Annotated in this window: 19 protein-coding genes; 11 read left to right on the top strand and 8 right to left on the bottom strand. The window is 59.9% G+C overall.

Annotation, left to right across the window (positions count from 1 at the left end; genetic code table 11):
• The first annotated feature begins 11 nt into the window (after positions 1 to 11).
• The 4 genes from NTD81_RS04600 to NTD81_RS04585 all read left to right on the top strand — a co-directional run bounded on the left by NTD81_RS04600 (position 12) and on the right by NTD81_RS04585 (position 3,745).
• Positions 12 to 1,364, top strand: coding sequence for an acyclic terpene utilization AtuA family protein (locus tag NTD81_RS04600; RefSeq protein WP_262182038.1), 1,353 nt, complete (start codon positions 12 to 14; stop codon positions 1,362 to 1,364).
• Positions 1,361 to 1,687: a hypothetical protein gene (locus NTD81_RS04595; RefSeq protein ID WP_262179962.1), complete on the top strand. Its 327-nt coding sequence runs from the start codon at positions 1,361 to 1,363 to the stop codon at positions 1,685 to 1,687. Before NTD81_RS04600 ends, NTD81_RS04595 begins: the two co-directional genes overlap by 4 nt.
• A 77-nt stretch (positions 1,688 to 1,764) precedes the next feature.
• A complete protein-coding gene (cysZ, locus tag NTD81_RS04590) occupies positions 1,765 to 2,493 on the top strand; it encodes a sulfate transporter CysZ (protein ID WP_262179960.1) in 729 nt (242 codons plus the stop codon).
• 46 nt (positions 2,494 to 2,539) lie between these two features.
• Entirely contained in the window at positions 2,540 to 3,745 is a 1,206-nt protein-coding gene (locus tag NTD81_RS04585) for a glycosyltransferase family 4 protein (RefSeq protein ID WP_262179958.1), read from the top strand.
• On the opposite strand, the gene sfsA is transcribed toward NTD81_RS04585, so the two are convergent.
• Together sfsA and NTD81_RS04575 are read right to left on the bottom strand one after the other, a co-directional pair.
• Positions 3,728 to 4,435 carry a DNA/RNA nuclease SfsA gene (sfsA, locus tag NTD81_RS04580; RefSeq protein WP_262179956.1) on the bottom strand — a complete coding sequence of 236 codons (708 nt, stop codon included), beginning with the start codon at positions 4,433 to 4,435 and terminating at the stop codon, positions 3,728 to 3,730. The two genes, NTD81_RS04585 and sfsA, sit on opposite strands and share 18 nt — an antisense overlap.
• Positions 4,425 to 5,606, bottom strand: coding sequence for a pyridoxal phosphate-dependent aminotransferase (locus NTD81_RS04575; RefSeq protein ID WP_262179955.1), 1,182 nt, complete (start codon positions 5,604 to 5,606; stop codon positions 4,425 to 4,427). Before NTD81_RS04575 ends, sfsA begins: the two co-directional genes overlap by 11 nt.
• Positions 5,607 to 5,802: 196 nt before the next feature.
• Between NTD81_RS04575 and dksA the strand changes: the two genes are divergently transcribed.
• Together dksA and gluQRS are read left to right on the top strand one after the other, a co-directional pair.
• A complete protein-coding gene (gene dksA, locus NTD81_RS04570) occupies positions 5,803 to 6,246 on the top strand; it encodes an RNA polymerase-binding protein DksA (RefSeq protein WP_262179953.1) in 444 nt (147 codons plus the stop codon).
• A gap of 123 nt (positions 6,247 to 6,369) precedes the next feature.
• Positions 6,370 to 7,257, top strand: a complete 888-nt coding sequence (gene gluQRS / locus NTD81_RS04565; protein ID WP_262179951.1) for a tRNA glutamyl-Q(34) synthetase GluQRS — start codon at positions 6,370 to 6,372, stop codon at positions 7,255 to 7,257.
• Positions 7,258 to 7,265: 8 nt separating this feature from the next.
• Here the strand turns inward: gluQRS and NTD81_RS04560 are convergent, their stop codons facing one another.
• Entirely contained in the window at positions 7,266 to 7,634 is a 369-nt protein-coding gene (locus tag NTD81_RS04560; RefSeq protein ID WP_262179949.1) for a winged helix-turn-helix domain-containing protein, read from the bottom strand.
• A gap of 5 nt (positions 7,635 to 7,639) precedes the next feature.
• Positions 7,640 to 9,283: a phosphoglucomutase (alpha-D-glucose-1,6-bisphosphate-dependent) gene (pgm, locus tag NTD81_RS04555; protein WP_262179947.1), complete on the bottom strand. Its 1,644-nt coding sequence runs from the start codon at positions 9,281 to 9,283 to the stop codon at positions 7,640 to 7,642.
• Between the two features lie 123 nt (positions 9,284 to 9,406).
• On the opposite strand from pgm, the gene NTD81_RS04550 reads away from it, so the two are divergent.
• Complete coding sequence (locus NTD81_RS04550) at positions 9,407 to 9,940, top strand: hypothetical protein (protein ID WP_262179946.1); 534 nt, start codon at positions 9,407 to 9,409, stop codon at positions 9,938 to 9,940.
• A 47-nt stretch (positions 9,941 to 9,987) separates the two neighbouring features.
• On the opposite strand, the gene NTD81_RS04545 is transcribed toward NTD81_RS04550, so the two are convergent.
• The gene (locus NTD81_RS04545) at positions 9,988 to 11,109 is read right to left on the bottom strand and encodes a beta-ketoacyl-ACP synthase III (protein ID WP_262179945.1); all 1,122 of its coding nucleotides are present in this window, start codon (positions 11,107 to 11,109) and stop codon (positions 9,988 to 9,990) included.
• A gap of 487 nt (positions 11,110 to 11,596) precedes the next feature.
• Between NTD81_RS04545 and NTD81_RS04540 the strand changes: the two genes are divergently transcribed.
• Complete coding sequence (locus NTD81_RS04540; protein WP_262179943.1) at positions 11,597 to 12,322, top strand: substrate-binding periplasmic protein; 726 nt, start codon at positions 11,597 to 11,599, stop codon at positions 12,320 to 12,322.
• Between the two features lie 63 nt (positions 12,323 to 12,385).
• Here NTD81_RS04540 and NTD81_RS04535 read toward each other — a convergent pair whose 3' ends face one another.
• Together NTD81_RS04535 and NTD81_RS04530 are read right to left on the bottom strand one after the other, a co-directional pair.
• Positions 12,386 to 12,808 carry a 3-isopropylmalate dehydratase gene (locus NTD81_RS04535; protein WP_262179941.1) on the bottom strand — a complete coding sequence of 141 codons (423 nt, stop codon included), beginning with the start codon at positions 12,806 to 12,808 and terminating at the stop codon, positions 12,386 to 12,388.
• Between the two features lie 124 nt (positions 12,809 to 12,932).
• Positions 12,933 to 13,370, bottom strand: coding sequence for an HIT family protein (locus NTD81_RS04530; protein WP_262179939.1), 438 nt, complete (start codon positions 13,368 to 13,370; stop codon positions 12,933 to 12,935).
• Between the two features lie 267 nt (positions 13,371 to 13,637).
• Here NTD81_RS04530 and NTD81_RS04525 point away from each other — a divergent pair, with 267 nt between their 5' ends.
• The 3 genes from NTD81_RS04525 to NTD81_RS04515 all read left to right on the top strand — a co-directional run bounded on the left by NTD81_RS04525 (position 13,638) and on the right by NTD81_RS04515 (position 16,297).
• Positions 13,638 to 14,342: a glutathione S-transferase C-terminal domain-containing protein gene (locus tag NTD81_RS04525; RefSeq protein WP_262179937.1), complete on the top strand. Its 705-nt coding sequence runs from the start codon at positions 13,638 to 13,640 to the stop codon at positions 14,340 to 14,342.
• A gap of 241 nt (positions 14,343 to 14,583) precedes the next feature.
• The gene (locus NTD81_RS04520; RefSeq protein ID WP_262179935.1) at positions 14,584 to 15,798 is read left to right on the top strand and encodes an MFS transporter; all 1,215 of its coding nucleotides are present in this window, start codon (positions 14,584 to 14,586) and stop codon (positions 15,796 to 15,798) included.
• A 160-nt stretch (positions 15,799 to 15,958) separates the two neighbouring features.
• Entirely contained in the window at positions 15,959 to 16,297 is a 339-nt protein-coding gene (locus NTD81_RS04515) for a hypothetical protein (RefSeq protein ID WP_262179933.1), read from the top strand.
• 39 nt (positions 16,298 to 16,336) lie between these two features.
• Here NTD81_RS04515 and hrpA read toward each other — a convergent pair whose 3' ends face one another.
• Positions 16,337 to 20,368 (bottom strand): ATP-dependent RNA helicase HrpA, encoded by a 4,032-nt coding sequence (gene hrpA, locus NTD81_RS04510; RefSeq protein WP_262179931.1) that lies wholly within the window; start codon positions 20,366 to 20,368, stop codon positions 16,337 to 16,339.
• Positions 20,369 to 20,392: the final 24 nt, after the last annotated feature.

Here is a 20,392-nt window from a genome sequence, read left to right as displayed (position 1 = left end):
GTATGCAGACGCTGAAAACCATCCGCATCGGCAGCGGAGCAGGCTACGCAGGTGATCGCATCGACCCGGCCGTGGAGATTGCCGAGAAAGGCAATGTCGATTACCTGGTATTTGAATGCCTGGCCGAGCGCACCATTGCCCTGGCCAACCAAGCCAAGCTGCAAGACCCCGAAGCCGGCTACGACCCGCTGCTGGAGGCGCGCATGCACGCCGTGCTGCCGCATATCGTCGATAGCCAAGGCCACAAGCGCTTCAAAATCATCAGCAATATGGGCGCGGCCAATCCACTGGCAGCGATCAAACGCATCAAACTGATCTGCCAGCAGCTGGGCTTGCCCCAACTCAAGATTGCCGCCGTGCTCGGTGATGACGTACTGGAGCAAATCCAAGGTCAGGGTTGGCTGCTGGACAACGGTCTAACGCTGGAGCAGCTAGGCAGCAACCTGATTGCCGCCAATGCTTACTTGGGGATCGACGGTATCGTCACGGCCCTGCAGCAGCAGGCCGACATCGTGATTACCGGGCGCGTAGCCGACCCCTCGTTATTCCTCGCTCCTCTGGTGCATGAGTTTGCGTGGTCGACCAGCGACTGGCCGCTCCTCGGTAAGGGCACGGTGGTGGGGCACTTATTGGAATGCGCCGGCCAGCTTACCGGCGGCTATTTCGCCGACCCAGGGAGCAAGGATGTACCTGATTTAGCCCATCTCGGTTTCCCCATCGCCGAAGTGAACGCTCAGGGCCAGGCGCAACTGAGCAAAGTGGCAGGCTCCGGCGGCCTGCTCAGCACCGCCACCTGCACCGAGCAACTGCTGTATGAGGTGCATAACCCCAAGGCTTATCTGACCCCGGATGTGACGGCAGACTTCTCTGCCGTGCGCTTCAGCCAACAAGGCGCTGAGCAGGTGAGCGTCAGCGGCGCCAGCGGTGCACAACGTCCGGATACACTCAAAGTCACCGTGGGCTTCAGCGATGGTTTTATCGGCGAGGGGCAGATTTCCTATGGTGGCCCCAATGCCCTGGCCCGCGCGCAACTGGCCAGAGACATCGTGCTCACACGCTTGGCAAAACTACAGATCGATACCCTCGATATCCGCGCTGACTTGCTGGGGCTTAACTCGCTGCATGGCGATGTCGAGCCCAACGCCAATCACACGCCGTGGGAGATTCGCCTACGTATCGCCGCCCATTGCCGCAGCCAAGCCCAGGCCAACGCCGTGGCCAATGAAGTGGAGTCGCTCTACACCAACGGCCCCTATGGCGGTGGCGGCGCAGTCAAGACGGTGAAGCCAGTGCTGGCCGTCAGCGCCCTGTATCTGCCGCGCGAGAGCGTTACCCCCCAGGTCATCATGGAGCACAGCGCATGAACTTACGCGAGATTGCCCACAGCCGCACTGGCGACAAAGGCGACACGGCGAACATCTCGGTGATCGCCTTCAACCCACAACAGGACTTTGCCTTGTTGCTACGCGAGTTGACCACGCAGCGCGTTCTCGCCGAGCTGACACCCGCGCTTACACATTTTCAGGCGACCCTGGTGACGGTTGAACGCTATGAACTAGCCCAGCTCGGGGCCCTGAACTTTGTGGTGAAAGGTATCTTAAAGGGCGGCGTGACCCGCTCCTTGTCACTGGATGCCCATGGCAAATCCCTCGGCTCACTGCTGCTCAATATGCAACTGGCGCCCTGAGCGGGCTGGCGCGGGACTTTCGCCCATAGGCCAAAGCCGGTAAGGTCGCGCCAGTTCAATTCTGTGGAGATCTTGCCATGCCCGCCCCTGTGCTCAGCGGCCCGCAATACTTAAACGCCGGCCTTAAGTTAGTGCTCAGCCCCGGTCTGCGCCTGTTTGTTCTGCTGCCTCTGCTACTTAACCTGATCCTGTTTAGCGCCATGATCTACTTCTCGGTGCAGCAGTTCAGCGGCGTACTGGCCACCTTGATGGGCAGCCTGCCGAGCTGGTTGAGTTTCCTTGAATACCTGATGTGGCCGCTGTTTGTGCTGCTGTTGCTGGTGGTGGTGTTCTTCTCCTTCACCATGCTGGCCAACTTAATCGCCGCGCCGTTCAACGGCTTTCTCGCGGAAAAAGTCGAAGTCGTGGCCCGTGGCCAAGACGACTTTCCGCCCTTTAGCTGGGCCGAACTGGTGGCCATGGTGCCGCGCACCATGGGCCGTGAGATGCGCAAACTGGGCTACTTTTTGCCCCGCGCGATCGTGCTTCTAGTGCTGACGTTTATCCCGGTAATCAACCTAATCGCCACACCGCTGTGGATTCTGTTCGGTATCTGGATGATGGCCATCCAATACATCGACTACCCTGCCGACAACAACAAGATGAGCTGGCAAGACATGCTCGCCTGGCTGCGTCAAAAGCGTTGGCAGAGCCTAAGCTTCGGCGGCATCACTTATCTGGCGCTGATGGTGCCCGGGCTAAATATCCTGATGATGCCCGCAGCCGTGGCTGGCGCTACGCTGTTTTGGGTGCGTGAGCGCGGTTAGGTACGCCGCCGTCACAAAATCGCCTCATTAGTTTCACAAACACAACATGGCAGCAGCCGACACTGCTGCCATGAACACGCCCCCGCTCTACATCGCCCTAGTAACCGAAACCTTCGCGCCGGAAGTTAATGGCGTGGCCAATACCCTGGGCCGCTTATGCGCCGGCCTGCGCGCCAGCGGGCAGCACGTGCAATTGGTGCGGCCACGGCAAGGCCAGGAGGCCAGCGACAGCAGTGCTGAGCAAATACTCGTGCGCGGCTGGCCGATCCCCGGCTACCCCGGTTTGCAGTGGGGCCAGGGCGCTCTGAATAAGTTGCTGCGCAACTGGCAGCGGCAGCGCCCGGATGTGCTGTATATCGCCACTGAAGGCCCCCTCGGACTCTCAGCCCTGCGTGCGGCTAAGCGTCTGCACATCCCGGTGGTCAGCGGCTTTCACACCAACTTTCAGCAGTACACCAGCCACTACGGCGCCGGTCTGTTAAGCCGCGCGCTGACCCACTACCTGCGCTGGTTTCATCACCGCACGGCAGTCACCCTGGTGCCCAGCCACAGCCAACGTATCGAGCTGCAGCGCCGTGGTTTTAACAACCTGGCCTTGCTCAGTCGCGGGGTGGACAGCCAGTTATTTCATCCGGGTAAACGCAGCGAGCTACTGCGCCGCGAATGGGGACTGGCGCCTGACGATGTGGCGATAGTGCATGTCGGCCGTCTGGCTGCGGAGAAGAACCTCGACCTGTTGGTGAAGAGCTTTAACAGCCTGCAGCTGGAGCAACCGCAGCGCCCGTTAAAACTGATTGTGGTCGGTGATGGCCCCTGTCGCGCCAGACTGCAACAACGCCTGCCGACGGCACACTTTTGCGGCCTGCGGCGTGGCGAGGATTTAGCCAGCCATTACGCCTCGGGCGATGTGTTTTTGTTTCCGAGTCTTTCCGAAACCTTCGGCAACGTGGTGCTCGAAGCCATGGCCAGCGGCCTCGCGGTGGTGGCCTACGATCAGGCCGCGGCCGCACAGCATATCCAGCATGGCCATACTGGCGCCCTTGCCGTCAGTGGTGACGAGCAAGGTTTTATCGATGCCGCCAGTTGGCTGCTCAACGACGCCACGACCCTGCGCCGGGTGCGTCTCAATGCCCGTCAGCATGCCGCGCAGCAAGGCTGGCCGGCGATTGTCACGGCGTTTGAGCAACATCTGCGTCAAGCCATCAGCCGTTATGCCCAGCCTGGGCTGGAGAACTTACAAGAGCACCGGTAACGCGCCAACCAAACGCACCCCTTGCGGGCTGATCTGCGCGCCATAGGCCAACACCTCGACCCCAGCGGCTTTGGCCTCAGCCAAGGCCGCGGCGTAGGCCGGATCGATCTCCCCTGCCGCACGCACCGCACCGATCCCACTTAAGTTGACGCAGTACAGCTGCACCGCGCGGATACCGCTGCGAGCCAAAGCCGCCAGCTCACGCAGGTGTTTGCTGCCGCGCTCGGTACGTGCATCGGGGAAGGCCGCCACATCGTTGTCGGCAAAGCCCAGGGTGACGCTTTTAACCTCCACATAGGCCAGACCTGAGGAGTACTCCAGACGGATATCGATGCGGCTGCGCTCAGCACCATAAGGCACCTCGCGCTTGAGCGCGGTAAAGCCATTGAGCTCAGTGATCACCCCGGCGTGCAGCGCCTCTTCCACCAGCGCGTTGGCCCGCGCCGTGTTGATCACGGCCATGCGCCCATGGGGGGTGCGGCCCAACTCCCAAGTACCGGGCAATTTGCGCTTGGGGTCATGACTGCGACTGAACCAAATCTGCGCGCCCTCGCTCATGCAATTGAGCATGGAGCCAGTGTTGGGGCAGTGAATGGTCATTAGCTCGCCACTGGCGGTTTCGATATCGGCAAGAAAGCGCTTATAACGGCGCAGCAAGCGGCCTTCTTCCAGTGGTGGCTCAAACTGCATGGGACCGCCAGCTTTTCAGGCCACGGGCAATCCGCTCCACCGCCTGCTGCAGGCGCGGTAAATCCTGCGTATAGGCAAAGCGCACGTGACAGCTGGCCAGGTGCCGACCGAAATCCAGCCCCGGAGTGAAGGCAACTTTTTCCGTCTCCAGAAAGTGCTGGCAGAAAGCATAGGCATCGCCGCCAAACGCGCTGATGTCGGCATATAAATAGAAGGCGCCCTCGGGCTCCACAGCGATCTTAAAGCCCAACTCACGCAGAGCTGGCAGTAAGTAATCGCGCCGCTCGGCAAAGGCTTGCCGGCGCTGCTCGAAGATTTCGATAGTGGCCGGCTCGAAGCAAGCCAGAGCGGCGTGCTGAGCCATGCTCGGCGCACTGATATACAGGTTCTGCGCCAGTTTCTCCAGCTCCGGCACCGCCGCCTCGGGCGCGACCAGCCAGCCCAAGCGCCAGCCAGTCATGCCGAAATATTTTGAGAAACTATTGAGCACGAAGGCATCGTTATCCACTTCCAGCACACTACTGGCATCCAGCCCGTAGGTCAGGCCGTGATAGATCTCATCCACCACCAAGTGGCCACCGCGCTGCTTCAGCGCTTGCGCTAAAGCCGCCAACTCAGTGGCGCTAAGCACCGTACCGGTGGGGTTAGCGGGCGATGCCACAAGGGCCCCAACGCTGTCTTTATCCCAATAGCGGGCGACCAAGTCGGCAGTCAGTTGATAACGCACCTCCGGTCCGACGGGCACCAACTGCGCGGCGCCCTCCACCAAGCGCAGGAAGTGGCGGTTGCACGGGTAGCCGGGGTCGGCCAACAGCCAATGCTTGCCTGGGTCAACCAGCAAACTGGCGGCCAACAGCAAGGCACCGGAGCCGCCAGGGGTGATCAGAATGCGCTCAGGGTTGATGCGCAAGCCATAACGCTGCTGATAAAAACCGCTGATCGCTTCGCGCAAAGCCGGCAGTCCGCGCGCTGCGGTATAGCGCGTATGCCCGGCGGCTAAGGCCGCCTGGCCGGCTGCCACAATGGGCGCGGCGGTGGTGAAATCCGGTTCACCGATTTCCAAATGAATCACATCATGACCTTGCGCCTGCAGCTCATTGGCCCGCGCCAATAAGGCCATCACGTGGAAGGGTTCGATGGCACGACTGCGCGCACTGTAGGTGGTGGTCATGTACTTGCCTGCTTGAACAATGAGGCGCGGATTCTAAACCATGGTCTGTGAGAAACGTCAGCAAGCACGACAACCGGGAGTAGCATCCTTGCAACTGTTCTGGTAAGTTCGCCGGCTTGCAGCCGCAGGGCCGAGCAAAATCGGCAAGGGACACCGTCCTGCGCAGTGGATTAGAGAGAGTGAGAGGCGGTCATCCATGCCCACCAAAGCAAAAGCAAAAAGCAGCCAACTGACTCGTGGTTTCGAGCCCTATAAAGAATCAAAGGGCGAGGAGTACATGAGTGAGCCGATGCGCGCCCACTTCACCGGCATCCTAAATAAATGGAAGCTGGAGCTGATGCAGGAAGTCGATCGTACTGTGCACCACATGCAGGACGAAGCCGCTAACTTTCCTGACCCAGCCGATCGTGCCAGCCAGGAAGAAGAGTTCAGTCTGGAGCTGCGCGCCCGTGACCGTGAACGCAAACTGATCAAAAAGATCGACGAGACCCTGCAGTTAATCGAAGACAACGATTACGGCTGGTGTGATTCCTGCGGCGTCGAAATCGGCATCCGCCGTTTGGAAGCCCGCCCCACCGCGACCCTGTGCATTGACTGCAAGACGCTGGCGGAAATCAAAGAGAAACAGGTCGGTTCCTGATCTGAACCAGAGGGTGCTTCGGCACCCTCTGTTGTTTCTGCCTGTTGCATTAGCCACTCGCCAAGTGCCGCTTCAGCCACTTGGCGGGCGACTATCTTCTAACCTGATACGTCCCCCTGCCCTATGCGCACACCGGCCTATATCGGGCGCTTTGCCCCCACTCCCAGTGGCTACTTACACTTCGGTTCCCTAGTGGCGGCCCTCGCCTCTTACCTGGATGCTCGCGCCGCCAACGGCCGTTGGTTAGTGCGCATGGAAGACCTCGACCCACCACGGGAAATGCCCGGCGCCCAAGCGGCTATTCTGCACACCCTGGAGAGCTACGGGCTGCACTGGGACGGCCAAGTCGAGCGACAAAGCCAGCGCCACCAGGCTTATGCCGCGCAGCTCGAACAACTGCTGCAACTGGGTTTGGCCTACGCCTGCACCTGTTCGCGCAAGCAACTGGAAGGCACCCAGGGCATTTATCCCGGCACCTGTCGCGATGCCCAGCATGCCGAGGCAGACGCGGCCATCCGCCTGCGCGTACCAGAGCTGGTCTACCGCTTTGTCGATCGCGTGCAAGGTGAATTCAGCCAGCACTTGGGCCGCGAAGTGGGCGACATGGTGATCCGCCGCCGCGATGGGCTCTACGCTTATCAATTGGCGGTGGTCATGGATGACGCCTGGCAAGGCATCACCGATGTGGTGCGCGGCGCCGACCTGCTCGACTCCACGCCGCGCCAGCTGTATCTGCAAGAGCTATTGGGCCTGCGCCAACCCCGTTACCTGCACGTGCCGCTGATTATTCAGCCCGACGGGCACAAGCTGGGTAAGAGCTATCGTTCGCCGCCACTGGCCGCCGAACAAGCCACGCCGCTGCTGCTACGCGCCCTGCGTGCCTTGGGCCAAGCGCAGCCTGAAGACGGCGACTACGCCACGCCGGAAGAACTCTTGGCCTGGGCAGTTAGTCAGTGGCAGCCGGATAACATCCCCCGCTGCCTGACCTTGGCTGAAGCGCAACTGCGCTAAGCGCAGCGTTAATCCGCTTCCTCAGGAAGACTGCACAGCAACTCGGCAAGCTCGGTGTAGTCCTGCTGCACCGCCGCCTCGGCCTTGGCGCACAAATTTTGATAACGCCGCAGCACCTGTTCGCCCAAGGCAGTCAGCTGAGTGCCACCACCGCGTTTGCCGCCAGCCAGGGTGCTGACCAGCGGCTGGGTGAAACTACGGTTCATGGTCTCGACTAACAGCCAAGCGCGCCGATAAGACAGGCCCATCACCCGCGCTGCCGCGCTGATCGAACCGTGGGCGGCAATCGCCGCCAGCAGCTCGGCCTTACCCGGTCCCATGGCGACATCTGCGCCATGGTGCAGACGGATTTTCAGCCCCAAGCGCGCCTGGCTCATCGGCCTTACAGCGCCGCGTTAACCAGTTGCTGGGCTTCGCTGAAGATGCGCTGCAAGTGCGCCTCATCGCGGAAGCTTTCGGCGTAGATCTTGTAGATGTCCTCAGTGCCCGATGGCCGTGCGGCAAACCAGCCACCCTCGCTGATGACCTTGATCCCACCGACGCCAGCACCATTGCCCGGTGCCTTATCCAGCACCTGCACAATCGCATCGCCAGCCAGCTCGGTGTTGCTCACCTGCGCCGCGCTGAGCTTGCCCAATGCCTGCTTCTGCGCCGGAGTCGCAGCGGCGTCTTGGCGATCGGCATAAATAGCCCCGAACTCATCGCTCAGGCCTTGGTACAGCTGGCCTGGATCACGCCCCGTCACGGCGGTCATCTCCGCGGCCAACAAGGCCAGAGCGATGCCGTCCTTGTCGGTGGTCCAGACCTGGCCATTGCGCCGCAGGAAAGTCGCCCCGGCGCTCTCCTCGCCGCCGAAGCCCAGGCTGCCATCGAACAAGCCGGCGGCGAACCATTTAAAGCCCACCGGCACTTCCAGCAGCGGTCGGCCCAAACGCGCGGCTACGCGATCGAGCATGGCGCTGCTGACCAGGGTTTTGCCCACGGCCGCCTGCGCACTCCACTGCGGGCGATGCTGGAACAGATAGTCCACCGCCACACTCAGAAAGTGGTTGGCCGGCAGCAAACCGACGCTCGGCGCCACGATGCCGTGCCGGTCGTAATCGGTGTCGCAGGCGAAGGCGATGTCGTAACCGTCTTTAAGGCCGATCAGGCGCTGCATGGCGTAGCTGGAGGATGGGTCCATGCGGATTTGACCATCCCAGTCGAGGCTCATAAAGGCGAACTGCGGATCGATCACCTGACTCACCACATCCAGGTTCAGCCCGTATTTTTCGGCGATGCGCGCCCAGTAATGGACGCCGGCGCCGCCCAATGGATCAACCCCCAAGCGCAGGCCCGCGGCGCGAATCGGCGCGAAGTCGATGACGTTGTCCAGATCATTCACGTAGTGGCTGAGGTAGTCATACTCATGCACGCAGGCCGCTTGCCGCGCCTCGGCCAACGGCAAGCGTTTGACTTCACGCAGAGCGGACTCCAGCAAAGCATTGGCGCGGTTTTGCACCCAAGTGGTGATGTCGCTGTCAGCTGGGCCGCCATTAGTGGGGTTGTATTTAAAACCGCCGCAATCCGGTGGGTTGTGCGACGGCGTAATGACGATGCCATCGGCCAAGGCGCTGCTGCGGCCACGGTTGTGCACCAGAATGGCTTGCGACACAGCCGGCGTCGGGGTGAACTCAGCGCCCGCCGAAAGCATGGTGGTAACGCCATTGGCGGCCAATACTTCCAGCGCGCTTTCCAGCGCCGGCTGCGACAGAGCATGGCTATCGGCGCCGATAAACAGCGGGCCGCTGATGCCTTGGCTGGCGCGGTAATCACAAATGGCCTGGGTGACCGCCAGCACGTGCTGCTGGTTAAAGCTGGCATTGAGTGAGCTGCCACGATGGCCCGACGTGCCGAAGGCCACACGCTGGCTGGCAATGCTGGGGTCAGGTTGCTGCTCGTAATAAGCGGCCAGCAATTGGCCAATATCGGTCAGCATTGCCGCCGGAGCGATTTGCCCGGCCAGAGGGTGAATACGCGCGCTCACAAAAACTCCGAAGATTTCAGGACCGAAAAGAGCTGCAAGCTTATCAGGGCCGAGCGCTGAAGGCAGCGGCGCAGGTCGAATCAGGCTATGCTTGGCAGCTATTTTTTGCCCGAGGTCACCCCGATGAAAACCCAACTCGAAGAACTGATCAGCAAAATAAGCTCGGGCTGCATGCTGGCAGAAGATGTCGCGCGGATTGCCGACGAGGCCGCCCAAGCCTACGCCGACCCGCAGGCCTTTCTCGCCGCCAATCCGGATATCAACTACGACGACAGCTTTCCCATTGCGCTCGGGGAATGGATAGTGATCGGCAGCCTGCCCGAGACCGTGCTGTTCCAGGCCGACAGCTACGATGCACTGTTCCAGCAGATTACTGAATCCTTTGGCCCGCAAGTCAACTTCGTGCTCAAGCCTAAGCAACTGGTGAAGGTCGAACCACTGAAGGCGCTGAATCGCATTCAGGTGCAGCTCTCCAGCCTGTCGCCAGAGACCAAGGGCTATGTATTAGTGGATTTCAGCGAAGCGCTGGATGACGAGCTGCAAGCCGTGCTGGTGTACAGCACTGACTTGCCACGGGTGATGGAGTTGGCCGTGGAGGTGGGTATCTACGCCGCACCGGCCTACGCCACGCTCAAGGCCTCGCTGGCCGAAGAGTGAGCCCGACAGTGGCGCGCTTAAGCCTAAGCGCGCCAGCTAAGCAGGTTTTAGCGTTTACGCAGAATCACGCTGCCGATCGAGTAACCGGCACCGAACGAACTCAGCACGCCCAGAGCACCTGCCGGCAGGTCGTCCTGATACTTGTGCAGGGCAATAACCGAGCCGGCCGAGCTGGTGTTGGCGTAGGTGTCGAGAATCACTGGCGCCTCATGGGCCTCGGCATCACGGCCAAGCAGCTTGCGGATGATCAGCAGGTTCATGTTGAGGTTGGCCTGGTGCAGCCAGAAGCGCTTCACATCCGCCACATTCAGTTGGTTCTCTTGCAGGTGCTCAGCGATCAGATGGGCCACCATCGGGCACACATCCTTGAACACCTTGCGCCCTTCCTGGACGAACAGCTTGTCGCGGCTGCCGCTGTGCTCTTCGTCGCAACGGTTGAGGAAGCCGAAGTTGTTGCGGATGTTGTTGCTGAACTGGGTGGTCAGCTTGGTGCTGACGATGTCGAACTGATGCTTGGATGTGGCTTGATCAGCGCGCTCAACAATCACCGCCGTGGCAGCATCACCGAAGATAAAGTGGCTGTCGCGGTCACGGAAGTTAAGGTGGCCGGTGCAGATTTCCGGGTTCACCATCAACACCGCACGGGCTTGGCCCAGTTGCACACTGTTGGCGGCAGCTTGCAAGCCAAAGGTGGCCGACGAGCAGGCCACGTTCATGTCATAACCAAAACCTTGAATACCCAGCGCCGCTTGCACTTCAATGGCCACGGCTGGGTAAGCGCGTTGCAGGTTGGAACAGGCGACGATCACTCCGTCGATATCGGCGGCAGTACGCCCGGCCCGGACCAGGGCCTCTTTCGCCGCTTCCACGGCCATCTCGCAGAGAATGCCCCACTGCTCGTTGCTGCGTTCGGGGATGCGCGGCGCCATGCGCTGCGGATCGAGGATGCCGTCTTTGTTGATAACGAAGCGGCTTTTGATGCCTGAGGCTTTTTCAATAAAGGCGCTGCTGGATTCGCTCAGGGCATCAATGGTGCCACTGGCGATGGCTTCAGCGTTGTCGGCATTGTACTGCTGCACATAGCTATTGAACGAAGCCACCAACTCATCGTTGGAAATGCTATTGGCCGGGGTATACAGGCCGGTACCGCTGATAACGACGTTGTGCACAGTCAATCCTCTTATTCTTGGCCGTCTTACGCGACCAGAGCTGCAATAGATCCGAGGCACATGGGCCTGGGACAAAAATTGGGCTGCCAGGGCGAACATTGGCGATAAACCACACCCTGCGGATAGGACCAGAGTTTGCCACAGCTAGGGGGTGTAAGTCCGCTCAGCAGGTCGGGAGATATGCTGCAAACTAATGGCTATTAAGACAAATATCCTCAACTTTCAGCACATCTAGAGCAAATTCTGCATATGCACGCTTCAGCCTTGGCATCAGACCATTGGCTAAAAATCGGCCCTGGCCGTGGCCCTGCGCTTGACTCAGCCGACGTGACATGAAAAAAAGGCGGCTCTTTTGCCTGCCTGTATGACAAATAGCAGCTCTTTAAAGCGATCCGAACTCGCCACGCCATCCTGTGCAAACAGGTTTGCCGACGTGGCAATGCGGACGCAGCCGCTGCGCTGTTTCCATGACCAAGGAGCCAACCGGTTGCTCAAGCTGTTACTTGCACTCCTGCTGGTATTGAGCCAGAGCGCCCTAGCCGCCGAGCCGCCCCTTCGTTTCGCTGTCAGTGATGGCTGGGCCATGCCCATAGCTGAGTTCGTTAACGGTCGCCCGGTGACCGGAATCTTGATTGATCTACAGCGCCGCATGGCGCAAAAAGTCGGACGCCAAGCTGAGTTTGTGGTGTTGCCGCGCTTACGCCTGCAACGTGCCCTGGACGCTGGAGAAGTCGACGTGCGCTGCTATGTCAGCCCCACCTGGCTGAATAACGACCACTACAACTACATCTGGAGTCTGCCGTTTATGACCCAGCGCGACGTGCTGGTCAGCACCCAGCCCGGCCAGCGCAAGCCTTCCGAATTAAGCCCACAGCGTTTCGGCACCGTGCACGGCTACAGCTACCCCGAGCTAGACGCGCTATTTGCCCGCCAACAGTTGCAACGCGACGACGCCCGTACCCAAGAGCAAGTGCTGCTGAAACTGAGTGCCCAGCGCTACGACTATGCAGTGACCAACGACCTCTCGCTGCATTGGTTTAATCGCGCCCTGCCAGCCGAGCAGCGCCTGCATATACACAGTGAGCTGGCCAGTGATCCGGTGGCCTGCATTGTCCGCAACGATGAGCAGGTGCCGACCATGCGCCTGCTGCGCGCCATGGTGCAGATGAAAGAAGCAGGCGAGTTCGACGCCATCCTGGCCCGCTATCGCTAAGAGCACTCGCCGTGCCGGAGCAAGTCCCACGCCCGCCCCGGGCCAGGTCGATGCCGCGCAGTCTTAGTCCAACGCAACAATATCGAAGCCTTTGCTGTTGCTGCTGAGGATACGAAAACGCTGCTGCGAACCCGCGCTCACCTTGACCGCTAACTCACGATTCAAGCGACCCTTGCCACACAGGGTGTCGTCTTGGGTGTCGATGCCGATGCCCAGCACCCGAGTGCCGGCGGGGACCTGTAAGCGCAGCACTTCACCCGTGCCGATCCGCGCCGCTAACTGGCGATCCAGTTTGACCGCGATATAGCAGCCTGCGCCCATTCCGCCACTGTCGCGCGTCACCTCAAGGGTACCGCCGTTGCTCAGCGTTTGTTGGTAGGCCAAGGCTCGCTCACTGGGCACGCTGCGCACCTCATCGGCGGCGGTGCGCCAAGATGAACAGCCAGCCAGCAGAGTCAGAATCGCAAGGCTTAGGATCAGTCGCATAAAGGCCCCCCATGGGCGCGCAAACTTGGCCAAGACAGCCGTGAGCGTGAGTATTGACGCGCTTACGGGAGTGCTCAAGGGCGGCCTCGGTAAACTTCGAAGTGCCGCCCAAAACACGCTGCAATCAGGCCGCTAAACGCTTTTGCAGGCGTGCTTGCAGCTCAGTCAACACCTGCGCATCGCCCTTGTTCGCGGCGTGAGCCTCAAGGGCCTGGCCTTCATAGCGCGGGATGAGGTGCATATGCAGATGGAACACTGTCTGCCCGGCCGGCGCGCCGTTGAACTGGGCCAGTTGCACGCCCGCTGGGTCCAGCTCTGCCACCAACACCTTGGCCACTCGCTGCACCACGGCCATGACTTTGCTCAGGCTGTCGCCATCCACTTCCAGCAGGTTACGCGCGGCGGCACGCTTGGGAATCACCAAGGTATGACCGTAGGACTGCGGGAACACATCGAGAAAGGCTAATACCTCTTCATCCTCATACACCTTGTAGCAAGGCGCTTCGCCGCGAATGATCTTGGCAAAAATATTCTGTGGGTCGTACTCGCCGTGCAGGCTCATGGGCATTACTCCAAGTGGTCGATCAGATCGTCACACCATACCGATTTACGCCGCCAACCGACATCCAACAGCTTGTTTTTGCCCACAATCGTCGGTTCGCATGCGCCTTTAAAAACACCGCAAAACAGGCCGTGCAACATCAATTGGCCACGCCAGCGTGTCAGCCAAACAAGCCTAGAAGTTCCCTGGCACGCTAAAAATTGAATACCTGAAGAAATTTCTAATACCGTTATTCTGGTCCTCCGTCATTACCCCCCGGAGTAGCCCATGACTGACCTCAGTGCTTTTCCCATTACCCATAAATGGCCGGCGCTACACCCTGAGCGCCTGCAGCTGTATTCCCTACCGACGCCCAATGGCGTGAAGGTGTCGATCTTCCTTGAGGAGGTGGGCCTGCCTTACGAAGTGCACCTGGTGAGTTTCGAGAACGATGATCAGTTCAGCGATGAGTTCCTGTCCCTGAACCCGAACAACAAGATCCCTGCAATCCTCGATCCCAATGGCCCCAACGCTAAGCCACTGAGCTTGTTTGAGTCCGGCGCCATTCTGGTTTATCTGGCCGATAAAACCGGACAACTGCTACCCAAAGACGGTGCGGCACGCTATGAAACCCTACAATGGTTGATGTGGCAGATGGGCGGCGTAGGCCCGATGTTTGGCCAATTAGGCTTCTTCAATAAATTCGCCGGCGCCAGCTATGAAGACAAACGCCCGCGAGAGCGTTACGTGGCCGAGGCACAGCGCTTGCTCGGCGTATTAGATAAGCGCCTGGCCGGGCGCCAGTGGATCATGGGCGAGCAATTCAGTATTGCCGATATCGCTGTGCTGCCCTGGGTGCGCATCCTCGTCGGTTTTTATGAAGCCGGCGAGCTGGTCGAATTCGAGCGCTTTGACAATGTCCGGCGGGTACTTGAGGCGTTTCTCGCCCGCCCTGCAGTCATCCGAGGCCTGAATATTCCAGAGCGCCCCTAAACTCGCCGACCCCTGCCGTGATGCCGAATTGCCTGGACTGTGCTGCCGAGCAATTCGGCAGCGCGGAGTTACGCCCAGACGCACGCATCAATCAATACAAGCCCCTAAATCCAAGGTTGTAGCGCAAAAATCATTTTAACTGATGTTCAATATCGCGCATCAGGACTTTATTGTGTGTCGCCTGCCATTCCTATACTCGCCCCCTATGCCCGCACACCCGCGCTTTTTTTGGACTACGACCATGACGCAACACAACTCTGCTCTCGAGCACAAAGATCAAAGCCTGCTGCAGCAATGGCTAGCGATACTCTCTGTAGCCATCGGTGCATTTGCCTTGGTGACCAGCGAACTCCTCCCCGTTGGCGTTCTCAATGACGTGGCCAGAGACCTCGCCATCAGCTCCGGTCAAGCCGGTTTGATGGTTACCCTACCGGGAATCACTGCAGCCCTTTCGGCCGTTCTCCTGTCGATCGGCATCGGTGCTATGGACCGACGCAAGCTGTTGATCTTCCTGACCCTGGTGATGGTGCTGGCCAACTTCACCGCGGCCTTCGCCAATGATCTGCCCACTCTGCTGTTCGGGCGTATCTTGCTCGGTGTGGGTATTGGCGGCTTTTGGGCCACGGCCATTGCCTTGTCGGCACGCTTAGCACCACGCGGTGTCGGCGTAGCCAAAGCCAGCGCAATCATCATGGTCGGGGTCACCCTGGCGACCGTAGTTGGCGTGCCCTTGGGTACTTGGCTGAGCGGCTTATTCGGCTGGCGCATGACCTTCCTACTCACTGCCGTGCTGGGTATTCCGGTGCTGTTAATGCAGGTGTTTACCTTGCCGGCACTGACCCCGAAAAAAGCCATCAGCTTTAGCGACTTGCCCGCTCTGTTGTTTATCCCAAAAGCCCGGGTGGGCATGATTGCAGTGCTGTTGATTGGCTTGGCACACTTCGCCGCCTTCACCTATATCGCGCCGTTTTTCAAATTCAGCTCGGGGTTTAATGGCCAAACCATTAGCTCGCTATTACTGCTCTATGGCGGCGCTGGGGTACTGGGCAATATCTTTGCTGGCTTCGCCGCCAGCCGCAACGTGCGCAACACCTTCATACTGGTAGGTGTAATGGTTGGCGCTTGTATCTTCCTGATGCCACACTTGGGCACCCACCTCAGTGGCGCGATTATCCTCACCGCCATATGGGGATTCGCCTTTGGCGCCTTCCCGACCTGCGCCAATATCTGGATGTTTGTCGCGGCACCTAATGACGTGGAACGTGGCATGCCACTGTTCGTCGCGTTGTTCCAAGTCAACATTGCCTTGGGCTCGTACTTCGGCGGGCGCTTGGTCGATCAAATGGGGATCAACAGCCTGTTGCTGTTTGCCACCGCCCTAGTGGTACTGGGCTTGCTCAACGTCTTGGCCTTTGGCCGCTCAGTGAAGAACCCACAGCTCGCGCCTAACACCTAATTTTTTTTGCAAACACCTGCAAGGGTTGCCTGGATGCGGCCACTTGCAGGTGTTTTTTTATCCCCGGCAAAAAGCTCAGCGCCGCCCACTCAGGCTTAGTGCACCTTGACCTAAGCAGGCTTTACCCGCATTTTTAGCGCTCTTGGACGTGAGATTTGTCATGAACAGAGTACTAACTGTTGCGCTAACCCTAGGCCTGTTGAGCAGCCTGACGGCGCAAGCCGCGCCGGTTTATGTGGATAACCAAACGCTGTGGTCGATCCACGAACTTTATTTTTCAGCCCCTGATGAGGAGAGTTGGGGCGAGAATCCACTGATCGACAACGTGCTCGACAGTGGCACGCGCCTCAAGATCGCCGGCCCTGCGCCAGGCTATCGTGACGTCCGCCTGGTCAATGAGAATGGCGCCTCCTGCGTGTTGCGCGGCATTCGCTTTAAGGCCGAGCAAAACTGGCGCATCACTGACGACGACCTACTCGACTGTCAAGCGGGTCGTTAACCGACAACGGGCCACAGCGGCCCGTGGCCTACCCGCTCACTAAGCCTCGACCTGACTCCACTGCTTGGCCAAGCGCTTATCCGAGATCGCCTGTTTAGTGCCGAGCTGCTGCGCAAACAACGACACCCGATACTCTTCCAAGAGCCAGCGATACAACTCCAGTTGCGCGTCGCGCTTGCCTTCCTTGCGGTGTTTATCTAAACGCGTTTGATACTGCTGCCAATAACCGCCCAGCTCGCCACTGTAAACTCGATCACGCTGCACTTGGGCGCCGATCTTATCCAAGCGCTGTTCGATGGCTTTGAGATAACGCGGGATTTCTTTGAGCCACCCTGCAGGCGTGGCGCGGACAAACCCGGGATAAACCAACTGACTCAGTTGCTGCTTGATGTCGTTAAGCGCCATGGCCTGGGCCAGATCAATCTTGCCCTTAAAGCGTTTTTGCAGATTGTGCCAACCCTTGAGGATTTCCAAGGTTAGCCGCGCCAAACGCTCGGCCTCGGCCGGCCACTCAGCGCGCTTACTTTCTGCCAGTGCGGCTAAGCCGGCGCCATCGCGGGGCAATGGCTGCGCACCTTCAAGGATGCAGGTGTCGAGACTGGCCAGCAGGATATCTTCCACCAGCGCGTCGATACGGCCCAGCTCGCGATAGAGCAAGCCCAGCTCAGTAAGCCCCGGCAACTTGCCCCGGAGAAACTTGGCCTGCTCGTTGAGCTGTTGCAGCAGCAATCGCGGCAAGGCACGGCGATGCTGGAAGTCGGCCTCGGCCTGGGTTGAGAAACGGCCTTCTTTAACCACCCCGGCCTCCTCCACCAGCGCCGGGTAAACCGTCATGGACAGGCCGGCGACCTTTTGCTGAGCCTTCTGCGCGACGTTATTAAAGGCTTTGGCCTCCACCGCTTTCTGACTCTGGTCACTTTGCGGCAGCGCCAAGCCGGCCTGGCCTTCGGCGCTAAAGCGTGCAGTCAGCTCAGCCAGATCGCGGCCCTCACCGAGCACTTTGCCTTGGTTGTCGACCACCTCGATATTCATGCGCAGATGGCTTTCGAGCTGCGCATCAGCATCGGCCCAGGCTTCGTCGCTGATGCGTACGCCGGTCATGCGCAGCAACTCGCGGCCCAAGGCCTGGGGCAGGCTGCCATCGGCAAAGGTGATTTTGCTCAAAGCGGCGCCGACAAAATCCGGCACCGGCACAAAGTTCTTGCGCAGCGCCTTGGGCAGGTTGCGCACCAAGGCCATGCCCTTGGCCTCCAGCAAGCCCGGCACCAACCACTGCAAACGCTCCGCTGGCAATTGCGGCAACAGCGCCGCCGGGGCGCGCAGGGTCACGCCGTCGCGGGGGTGATTGGGTTCAAAGTGATAGCTCAGGGGCAACTGCAATTCGCCCAGACGCAATTGGTTGGGGTACTGCGTTGCCGTCACTTCACGGGCATCGCGGGCCAGCACGTCCTCTTCCTGCATGATCAGCAGGTGCGGATTCTTCGCGCTTTCGGTTTTGTACCAACTGTCGAAGGTCGCCGTCTGGTGGATAGACTCAGGCAGGCGCGCGTCATAGAAGGCAAACAGCACCTCTTCGTCAGCCAAAATATCGCGGCGGCGCGCCTTGGCTTCCAGCTCATCCAAGCGCTCGAGTAACTGCCGGTTCGCCATCAGGCATTTAGCCCGCGAGTTGATTTCACCGCCAACCAAACCTTCGCGGATAAACAACTCACGGCTGGCCTGCGGATCAACCGGGCCAAAGTGCACAGGACGACGACCGACCACGATCATGCCGTAAAGGGTGATTTGCTCATAAGCCACCACCTGCCCGCGCTTCTTCTCCCAGTGCGGTTCCAGATGGTTCTTCTTGATCAGGTGGCCGGCCAAGGGCTCGATCCAGTCCGGCTCAATTTTCGCCACCATGCGCGCATACAGCTTGGTGGTTTCGACCAGTTCAGCGGCCATCAGCCAGGTCGGTTTTTTACGCCCGATCACCGACGATGGATGGACCCAGAAGCGGCGCTGGCGCGCACCTAAGTAATCGCCATCTTCCGTCTTCTGGCCAATCTGGCTGAGCAGGCCGGCGAGGATCGCCTTGTGCACCGCGGCATAACTTTTACTGCGCTGCGCGGCTTGTTCCTTCTCTGCCAGCTCCTGGGATTTTTGCGCGGCACGCAGTTGCTGATCGCCCTTGGGCGCGGCAGATGCCGGTTGCGGCTTAGCCGAGCTAGCGCCCTGACTTTTACTGCCTAACTGCAAATCGCGGCAGAGCAAGACCAACTGCCGATGGGCATCGCGCCACTCACGTAAACGCAAATAATTGAGGAAGTTCTTCCGGCACCAACTGCGCAGCGCACTGCTGCCGAGGTTCTGCCGTTGTTCTTCAAAGCCGCGCCAAAGGTTGATCAGCGCAGCAAAGTCGGAGTCGACATCCTTCCACTGCGCGTGGGCTTGATCCGCTGCCTGCTGCCGGTCACTGGGGCGCTCACGCACATCCTGCACCGACAGCGCGCTGGCAATGATCAAAAGCTCTTCCAGACTGCCCTGCTTGGCGCCTTCGAGCACCATGCGGCCCAAGCGCGGGTCCACAGGAAGGCGCGCCAACTGGCGGCCCAAGGCAGTGAGCTGACCTTCGCGGCTAACCGCCGACAGCTCTTGCAGCAGGTTAAAACCATCACTGATGGCCTTGCCATCTGGTGGTTCGATAAAGGGGAAGTCCTCGATCTGACCTAAGCGCAGATGGAGCATCTGCAAAATCACTGCCGCCAAGTTAGTGCGTAGAATTTCCGGATCGGTAAAGGCCGGGCGCCCGTTGAAATCCTCTTCGCTATACAAGCGGATACAGATGCCCGGCTCCACCCGCCCGCAACGACCTTTACGCTGGTTGGCGCTGGCTTGGGAAATGGCCTCAATCGGCAAGCGCTGGACCTTGGCCCGATAGCTGTAACGGCTGATCCGCGCTGTGCCGCTGTCGATCACATAGCGGATGCCCGGCACCGTCAACGAGGTTTCCGCGACGTTGGTGGCCAACACGATTTTGCGCGCGCCCATGGGGGCGAAAATCTTCTGCTGTTCGGCTGGCGTCAGCCGTGCATACAGTGGCAACACTTCAGTCAGACGCAGGTTGGCCTTACGTAACACCTCGGCGGCGTCGCGAATTTCCCGCTCGCCGGGGAGGAACACAAGGATGTCGCCTGGACGCTTGCCTTCGGCTTTTTCATGGGCGCTGATCTCATCCAGCGCAGCCAGAATCGCCTGATCCACCGACAGGTCTTCCTCGACCCGGTTGCCGTCTTCGTCCTGCTCCGCCGCCAGCGGCCGATACCAGGTTTCCACCGGGTAGGTACGCCCGGACACCTCGACGATCGGCGCACCGCCGAAGTGTTCGGAGAAGCGCTGCAGGTCGATGGTGGCGGAGGTGATGATCAGCTTCAGATCCGGCCGACGTACCAGCAGGGTCTTTAAAAAGCCCAAGAGGAAATCGATGTTGAGGCTGCGCTCGTGGGCTTCGTCGACGATCAGCGTGTCGTATTTTTCCAGATAGCGGTCGTGCTGAGTTTCGGCGAGCAAGATGCCGTCGGTCATCAGCTTGATCAGACTGCGCTCGTTGCTTTGATCCTCAAAGCGCACCTGATAGCCGACCAGCTCACCCAACGGCGTGCCGATCTCCTCCGCCACCCGCGTGGCCACAGTGCGCGCGGCCAAACGCCGGGGCTGGGTGTGGCCGATCAAGCCGTGCACGCCGCGACCCAGTTCTAAGCAGATTTTCGGCAGTTGGGTGGTTTTGCCCGAGCCGGTTTCCCCGGCGATCACCACCACCTGATGCTGGCTGATGGCGGCCTTGATTTCGTCGCGCTTGGCGGCAATCGGCAAAGCTTCGTCGTAACGAATCGCCGGCACACTCAAGCGCCGCGCCTCGACCTTGGCTTTGGAGGCATTAAAACGCTCCAGCCACTGGGCCAGTTTGCCCTCATCCGCAGGCGTCTGTTTACGCAGCTCAAGCAGCTGCCGGCGCAAGCGGTGACGATCGGCAAGCAAGGTCTGGTCGAGGTTTTTCAGCAGTTGTTCAAAGGCGGGCGTGGCGTCGGTCATCAGGCTATCGCGGGCAATCTCAAA

Source organism: Pseudomonas sp. 5P_3.1_Bac2, from assembly GCF_025465995.1.
Taxonomy (GTDB): domain Bacteria; phylum Pseudomonadota; class Gammaproteobacteria; order Pseudomonadales; family Pseudomonadaceae; genus Aquipseudomonas.
Note: the sequence above shows the minus strand (reverse complement) of the source record. Positions and strands in the feature narration are given on the sequence as shown.